Source organism: Campylobacter sp. BCW_6465, from assembly GCF_001762815.1.
GTDB lineage: Bacteria > Campylobacterota > Campylobacteria > Campylobacterales > Campylobacteraceae > Campylobacter_D > Campylobacter_D jejuni.
The window spans coordinates 1-7,909 of record NZ_MJXN01000008.1 but is presented as its reverse complement, the minus strand read 5'-3'; the positions used below and the strand labels follow the sequence as shown (position 1 = coordinate 7,909).

Here is a 7,909-nt window from a genome sequence, read left to right as displayed (position 1 = left end):
AAAAACCCTAACCAGCAACAAACTCTTTTTTAAACACTATTCTAAGTGTCATCTAAAACAACAATAAAAATAAACATAGGATTTATATATAAAGTAAGTAATGAAGACATTTAACAAGTCCGCAATGAGCTACTTTCCCCCTGCCAGTAAGGCGTAGTATCATCACCCACGATGTGCTTAGCTTCTTGGTTCGGGATGGAGCAAGGCGTTTCCACATCTGTATAATCACGGACATTGTTATTTAAATATTCTTTGAAAGATTGAATTTAAAAAATAAAGCTTAATCTTTTTATTTCTTTACTTTTTTCTTTATTCTCTTTCTTCTTTTGTTTTTCTTTCTTCTTTACTTATCTTTTATCTTTGATAAGTTTTTATATAGAATACTTAAAAAACAATGTTAAGAGCAAGTTCTAATATAAACTTTACTTGAAAGATTTTATTAGCTTAAAAACATAATGTTTATATAAATATTTCATATAAAACATTCAAAGCTTTATAAAAACCTTAACAAGGAAGTGATGCTTTATTAAAGATAAGCCAAACGCTCTATTAGTACTGGTCAGCTAAAGGACTTTCATCCATTACACACCCAGCCTATCAAACTAGTAGTCTTCTAGAGAGCTTAGAGAAGATTCATCTTAGAGTTGGCTTCACGCTTAGATGCTTTCAGCGTTTATCCTTTCCAAACTTAGCTACGCTGCGATGCTCTTGGCAGAACAACAGCTACACCAGTGGTTTGTTCAACCCGGTCCTCTCGTACTAGGGTCAAATCTCTTCAATCTTCTTACGCCCACGGCAGATAGGGACCGAACTGTCTCACGACGTTCTGAACCCAGCTCGCGTACCGCTTTAAATGGCGAACAGCCATACCCTTGGGACCTGCTCCAGCCCCAGGATGCGATGAGCCGACATCGAGGTGCCAAACCTCCCCGTCGATGTGAGCTCTTGGGGGAGATCAGCCTGTTATCCCCGGGGTACCTTTTATCCTTTGAGCGATGGCCCTTCCACACAGAACCACCGGATCACTAAGACCGACTTTCGTCTCTGCTTGACTTGTATGTCTTGCAGTTAAGCTGGCTTATACCTTTATACTCTACGAACGATTTCCAACCGTTCTGAGCCAACCTTTGTAAGCCTCCGTTATTATTTGGGAGGCGACCGCCCCAGTCAAACTACCCACCAGACATTGTCCCACTTGAGGATAACTCAAGCTGGTTAGCTACCCAAATAAGAAAGAGTGGTATCTCAACAACGGCTCATATACAACTGGCGTCATATACTCAAAGCCTCCCACCTATCCTGCACATTCTTATCCAAGTAGCAGTGTCAAGCTGTAGTAAAGGTCCACGGGGTCTTTCCGTCTTGCCGCGGGTAGGAGGAATTTTCACCTCCACTACAATTTCACTGGATCCCTCTTTGAGACAGCTCCCATCTCGTTACGCCATTCATGCAGGTCGGTATTTAACCGACAAGGAATTTCGCTACCTTAGGACCGTTATAGTTACGGCCGCCGTTTACTCGGGCTTCGATCAAGAGCTTCGCTAATGCTAACCCCATCAATTAACCTTCGAGCACCGGGCAGGCGTCACACCCTATACATCCTCTTACGAGTTAGCAGAGTGCTGTGTTTTTGGTAAACAGTCGGGAGGGACTCTTTGTTGTAAGTTTCTTCGCTTTCGGAGTAAATCCTAGTACGAAGCTAACCACACCTTATACCGAAGATACGGTGCTATTTTGCAGAGTTCCTTAAAGAGAGTTCTTCCACGCGCCTTAGAATACTCATCCCACCCACCTGTGTCGGTTTACGGTACGGGCAACATTAGCTAAACTTAGAAACTTTTCTTGGCTCGACGGCATCAGGGGTTCTTCTATCCATCCGAAGATTTCAAAAAGCCTTTCAGTTCTCGGAGTGTTCTTATACGGATTTGCCTGTATAAGCTCCTACGACCTTAGACTAGCACTTCCATCCGCTAGCCCCCTTAGCCCTAAGCGTCCTTCCATCGCACACTAATGTTGGTATTGGAATATTAACCAATTTGCCATCGTCTACCCCTTTCGGACTCGACTTAGGACCCGACTAACCCTACGATGACGAGCATCGCGTAGGAAACCTTGGGTTTACGGCGTTAATGATTCTCACATTAATTATCGCTACTCATGCCTGCATGCTCACTTCTATTCGCTCCAGCACTCCTTACCGGTATACCTTCGACGCAAATAGAACGCTCTCCTACCACTTGCACACAACTTAAACTACTTAACTTTAGCCTAAGAATATTTTTATTGATTTTACTAAGTTTTATTTCTATCTTTACTCTATAAAAATCAGTAAAAATATAACTTAAAACATATAACTTAGTTTTTTATATTCTCAACTTAAATAATCTAAGTTGTGTGCAAGTCTACAGCTTCGGTACTTACTTTAGCCCCGTTATATTTTCCGCGCAAAATCACTAGACCAGTGAGCTATTACGCTTTCTTTAAAGGATGGCTGCTTCTAAGCCAACCTCCTGGTTGTTTAAGTAACTTCACATCGTTTTCCACTTAAGTAAGATTTAGGGACCTTAGCTGGTAGTCTGGGTTGTTTCCCTCTTGACGACGGATTTTATCACTCGCCGCCTGACTGCTGTGATTACATATAAGGTATTCGGAGTTTGATAGGGTTTGGTACATTGGTGTATGCCCTAGCCCATTCAGTGCTCTACCCCCTTATATTACGACACAACGCTATACCTAAATATATTTCGGAGAGAACCAGCTATCACGAAGTTTGATTGGCCTTTCACCCCTATCCACAAGTCATCCCGGGGCTTTTCAACGCCTATGGGTTCAGTCCTCCACTAGTTCTTACACTAGCTTCAACTTGCTCATGGATAGATCACTTCGTTTCGGGTCTGCAGCATCTGACTAAGCGCCCTATTCAGACTCGCTTTCGCTACGGCTTCGCGTTTGCTTAACCTTGCCAGACACCACAACTCGCAGGCTCATTATGCAAAAGGCAGTCCATCACACTGTATTGCTACATAGTGCTCTGAATGATTATAAGCAAATGGTTTCAGGTTCTATTTCACTCTGATCACCTCAGTTCTTTTCACCTTTCCCTCACGGTACTTGTGCACTATCGATCTGGTATTAGTATTTAGGGTTGGATCGTGGTCGACCCAGATTCAGACAGGATTCCTCGTGTCCCGCCCTACTCAGGATACTGCTAGCTAAGCTTTGTTTTTCGCATACGGGACTATCACCCTCTATGGCTATACTTTCCAGAATGTTCTGCTAAACTCAGCTCTTGCACATTGCAGTCCTACAACCCCCAGTGCAAGCACTGGGTTTGCCCTCTTGCGCTTTCGCTCGCCGCTACTGACGCAATCTCTATTGATTTCTTTTCCTGAGGGTACTAAGATGTTTCAATTCCCCTCGTTCGCTCCTATATAGGTAATGTATATCTCTATACATTGGGTTGCCCCATTCGGAAATCTACGGATCAAAGCTTCTTGACAGCTCCCCGTAGCTTATCGCAGTCTAGTACGTCCTTCATCGCCTTTACCAGTCAAGGCATCCACCATTCGCTCTTAGTAGCTTACCTTTTGATGTTCTTTTAGCAGATGAGCAAAGCTCATCCTAAAGAACCAAAGCTAAAGGCCTACCCCGCCAACCTAAAAGATATTAGGCTTAAAACGAAATAAACTAAACATTCATTAAAAAATTAATGTAGATAAAGCTTCAATTCTTAATCGCTAAAAAAACAATTTGCATAAAAGTTAGATATAACCTAACTTCTACCTTTTTTATTGATTCTAAAACGCATCACTTCCTTGTTAAAGTTTTTATGATAAGACTTCTTTATCTTAAGACGGAAAGCATTCAAACACTTAATATAGAACTAAATGATTTAGTCTTAACTAAGCTGTGAGTTTGAAACTTGTCTTTAATTTACAAATCTTAAATCTAATATTCTCTTTATTATAGAAATAAAGATAATTAAAAGATATAAGTTAAACCAAAGAAAAGATAAATAGGTTTTATCCTTTAACAAGTCCTGTAAAATTGTTTTTATTAAAACTTGCTTGTGACTCTTAACAATGATAATTAAAAAGAACATTTAGGTTTAAAACCTAAAGGAAGTATATATATATATTAATATAATCATTATAAATATAAATACATAATGTATATGCTACTTATATCTATTTAAAGTATATTCTTTTATAGCTAAAGATAAAAATAAATCTAAGTATAGAGTTTATATTTTATATTTAATCTACTTTATATACTTGCTTTAGATTTTAAAGCTTTTTTATTCAAATCTTTTTTATGGTGGGCCTAACAAGACTTGAACTTGTGACCTCACCCTTATCAGGGGTGCACTCTAACCAGCTGAGCTATAGGCCCTTAATAAATGGTGGAGAATAGCGGGATCGAACCGCTGACCTCCTGCGTGCAAAGCAGGCGCTCTCCCAGCTGAGCTAATTCCCCATAAACAATTAGCTTTATCATCAATCTTTGAAATCTAAACAAGAATCAATTGAGTTTATATATTGAAGTAATAGTGGTGAGACTTATTACTTTGTACTCTAGAAAGGAGGTGATCCAACCGCAGGTTCTCCTACGGTTACCTTGTTACGACTTCACCCCAGTCGCTGATTCCACTGTGGACGGTAACTAGTTTAGTATTCCGGCTTCGAGTGAAATCAACTCCCATGGTGTGACGGGCGGTGAGTACAAGACCCGGGAACGTATTCACCGTAGCATGGCTGATCTACGATTACTAGCGATTCCGGCTTCATGCTCTCGAGTTGCAGAGAACAATCCGAACTGGGACATATTTTATAGATTTGCTCCACCTCGCGGTATTGCGTCTCATTGTATATGCCATTGTAGCACGTGTGTCGCCCTGGGCATAAGGGCCATGATGACTTGACGTCGTCCACACCTTCCTCCTCCTTACGAAGGCAGTCTATTTAGAGTGCTCGGCCGAACCGTTAGCAACTAAATACGTGGGTTGCGCTCGTTGCGGGACTTAACCCAACATCTCACGACACGAGCTGACGACAGCCGTGCAGCACCTGTCTCTAAGTTCTAGCAAGCTAGCACCCTCATATCTCTATAAGGTTCTTAGGATATCAAGCCCAGGTAAGGTTCTTCGCGTATCTTCGAATTAAACCACATGCTCCACCGCTTGTGCGGGTCCCCGTCTATTCCTTTGAGTTTTAATCTTGCGACCGTACTCCCCAGGCGGTACACTTAATGCGTTAGCTGCATTACTGAGATGACTAGCACCCCAACAACTAGTGTACATCGTTTAGGGCGTGGACTACCAGGGTATCTAATCCTGTTTGCTCCCCACGCTTTCGCGCCTTAGCGTCAGTTGAGTTCCAGCAGATCGCCTTCGCAATGGGTATTCTTGGTGATATCTACGGATTTTACCCCTACACCACCAATTCCATCTGCCTCTCCCTCACTCTAGACTATCAGTTTCCCAAGCAGTTTAATGGTTAAGCCATTAGATTTCACAAGAGACTTGATAATCCGCCTACGCGCCCTTTACGCCCAGTGATTCCGAGTAACGCTTGCACCCTCCGTATTACCGCGGCTGCTGGCACGGAGTTAGCCGGTGCTTATTCCTTAGGTACCGTCAGAATTCTTCCCTAAGAAAAGGAGTTTACGCTCCGAAAAGTGTCATCCTCCACGCGGCGTTGCTGCGTCAGGGTTTCCCCCATTGCGCAATATTCCCTACTGCTGCCTCCCGTAGGAGTCTGGACCGTGTCTCAGTTCCAGTGTGACTGATCATCCTCTCAGACCAGTTAAGCGTCATAGCCTTGGTAAGCCATTACCTTACCAACTAGCTGATACTATATAGTCTCATCCTACACCGAAAAACTTTCCCTACTCAACTTGTGTTAAGCAGGAGTATAGAGTATTAGCAGTCGTTTCCAACTGTTGTCCTCTTGTGTAGGGCAGATTAACTATACCTTACTCACCCGTGCGCCACTAATCCACTTCTAGCAAGCTAGAAGCTTCATCGTTCGACTTGCATGTATTAGGCACGCCGCCAGCGTTCACTCTGAGCCAGGATCAAACTCTCCATAATAAACCTTCTTTAGCATCAAGGCAAAGCCTTGACTAAGAAGCAAGCTAAAGGCCTACCCCGCCAACCTAATAGATAAACTACTTAGATTGTATTAAAGAGATAAACCTTATTACTTTTATAGATAGTTTAATCTTTTTCTTCAAAGAAAAAGTTATAAAAGATTAAAAGAAAAGCTTTTAATCTTTTTAAATTAGATTGAATAGATTTTACATAATTGCTTATGCCTAAATCTTTCTGGCTCAATCGATCACTTATTTAGATTTCAAAGATTGACTAATAAGATTTGAATAACAATACTAAGTTAAAAGAACAAAACAAAAAATCATTTTTAAAAGAAAAGTTTTTAAATTAAAAAACTAAGATTTATAAATAAAACTTTTTAGCTTTAAATTAAAAAATTAAGAAAGTTAAAAACTCAAATAATTTAAAAACTTAAAAAATCTAAAATAAAGTTAATTTATAAAATCTACGTAAGCTAATGAAACTTTATAATTTAAAAGATTTTAAGTCCTTTTTTCAAAAAAGGAAATGAAAGTATAACCAATTAAACTTAAAGAGGGATTAAACAATATAAATATTTGTGTAAGTATTTATATAAGTATTTGGTGGGTTTTTTGAAATTTGTATAAATAATATATCAAGGATTACTTACTTTTAAACATTGTAAAAAGCAATCAGACTTAATTAAATATAAATTTAAAATAAGTATAATTTTAAAACATTTTATATCAAAGGAAGAAAATGAAAAAAATATTTAGTGTTGTTTTAGTTGCCTTGATTGGCTTATTTTTAAACGCTTGCAATGATTCTAAAAACAAAGAAACAAATGCAAGCGTAGAATTAAAGGTTGGAACCGCCCCAAACTATAAACCTTTTAACTATAAAGAAAATTCAAAACTTACAGGTTTTGATACGGATCTAGTAGAAGAGATCGCCAAAAAAAATGGTATTAAAATTGTTTGGGTTGAAACCAATTTCGATGGGCTAATACCTGCTTTAAAAGCTGGTAAAATTGATATGATTGCCTCGGCTATGAGTGCAACGGATGAAAGAAGACAGAGTGTTGATTTTACTAAACCTTACTATATGAGTAAAAATCTTTATCTTAAACTAAAAAGTAACAATTTACTTCAAACAAAAAATGATTTAGAAGGTAAAAAAATAGGAGTTCAACTAGGAACTTTACAAGAAAATACTGCAAAAGCTATCAAAAATGCACAAGTGCAAAGTAATAAAGATTTAAATATTGCTGTTTTAGCACTAAAAAACAACAAAATTGATGCTATTATCGCAGATGAAGATACTGCTAAAGGTTTTTTAGCTGAAAATCCAGAATTGGTAAGTTTTTACCAAGAAATGGATGGTGGAGAAGGCTTTAGCTTTGCTTTTGATAAAAACAAACAAAAAGAATTGGTAAAAATTTTTGACAAAGGTATAGATGAGACAAAAACCAATGGATTTTACAATACTTTGATCAAAAAATATGAACTAGAGTAAGCGTGAAAATTCACGCTTATACAACTTAAATCTTCGTTGCGTTTTGTAAAATAACATTTCATACAAATTTACTCTCATTAAATTAATTTTTTTATATAAAATAAAATTTAAATTGAAATTTTATTTTATATAATAATCAGTATTTAATTATACTTTAAGTTTAAATATTTTATTATTCCGCTATTTTATTTTTATATTTTATATTATTATTAAAAAATAAAAAATATGAAATTAATTTCAAAATAAATCATTTTAAATAAGGAAGGAGAAAAATATTTGAGTAAAAATATTATTTCAAGTAAGGTGTCTACGGGGGGGGGG

Annotated in this window: 1 protein-coding gene, 2 tRNA genes and 3 rRNA genes; 1 reads left to right on the top strand and 5 read right to left on the bottom strand. The window is 38.2% G+C overall.

What is annotated here, in order from left to right; translation table 11 throughout:
• Positions 1 to 116: 116 nt before the first annotated feature.
• The 5 genes from rrf to AJ886_RS00050 all read right to left on the bottom strand — a co-directional run bounded on the left by rrf (position 117) and on the right by AJ886_RS00050 (position 6,091).
• Positions 117 to 233: ribosomal RNA gene (gene rrf, locus AJ886_RS00070) — 5S ribosomal RNA — on the bottom strand.
• A 295-nt stretch (positions 234 to 528) separates the two neighbouring features.
• A 23S ribosomal RNA gene (locus tag AJ886_RS00065) occupies positions 529 to 3,586 on the bottom strand.
• Between the two features lie 729 nt (positions 3,587 to 4,315).
• A tRNA-Ile gene (locus AJ886_RS00060) sits at positions 4,316 to 4,392 on the bottom strand.
• A gap of 8 nt (positions 4,393 to 4,400) precedes the next feature.
• Positions 4,401 to 4,476: transfer RNA gene (locus AJ886_RS00055), tRNA-Ala, on the bottom strand.
• A gap of 102 nt (positions 4,477 to 4,578) precedes the next feature.
• Positions 4,579 to 6,091 (bottom strand): 16S ribosomal RNA (locus AJ886_RS00050).
• The 16S, 23S and 5S rRNA genes sit together here with 2 tRNA genes alongside, the layout of an rRNA operon.
• Positions 6,092 to 6,832: 741 nt before the next feature.
• Between AJ886_RS00050 and AJ886_RS00045 the strand changes: the two genes are divergently transcribed.
• Complete coding sequence (locus tag AJ886_RS00045) at positions 6,833 to 7,588, top strand: basic amino acid ABC transporter substrate-binding protein (RefSeq protein ID WP_044779581.1); 756 nt, start codon at positions 6,833 to 6,835, stop codon at positions 7,586 to 7,588.
• Positions 7,589 to 7,909 lie beyond the last annotated feature (321 nt).